At 62.5% G+C, this 277-nt stretch carries 1 pseudogene; it reads right to left on the reverse strand.

Annotated elements, in window-relative coordinates:
• Positions 1–277: pseudogene (locus tag EOD29_RS31565) on the reverse strand (methylcrotonoyl-CoA carboxylase); the annotation flags it as partial.

Consider the following 277-nt stretch of genomic DNA (forward strand, 5'->3'; position numbering starts at 1 on the left):
ATCGGATCGTAAAAGGCGGTGATCTCGTCCCCCTGTTCGACGCCGCTGTCGACGCGGACAGTTCTGGGGAGTTTGAGATGTTTGAGCCGGCCGGTCGAGGGCAGGTAGCCGGCGCCGGGATTTTCGGCATAGAGCCGTGCCTCGAATGCCCAGCCCTTCATGGCGATCTCGTCCTGGCTCTTCGGCAGCGGCTCGCCGGTTGCGACCTTCAGCTGCCAGAGCACCAGATCCTCACCTGTTATGGCTTCAGTGACGGGATGTTCCACCTGCAAGCGCG

This window comes from Mesorhizobium sp. M1A.T.Ca.IN.004.03.1.1 (genome assembly GCF_003997555.1).
Lineage (GTDB): Bacteria > Pseudomonadota > Alphaproteobacteria > Rhizobiales > Rhizobiaceae > Mesorhizobium.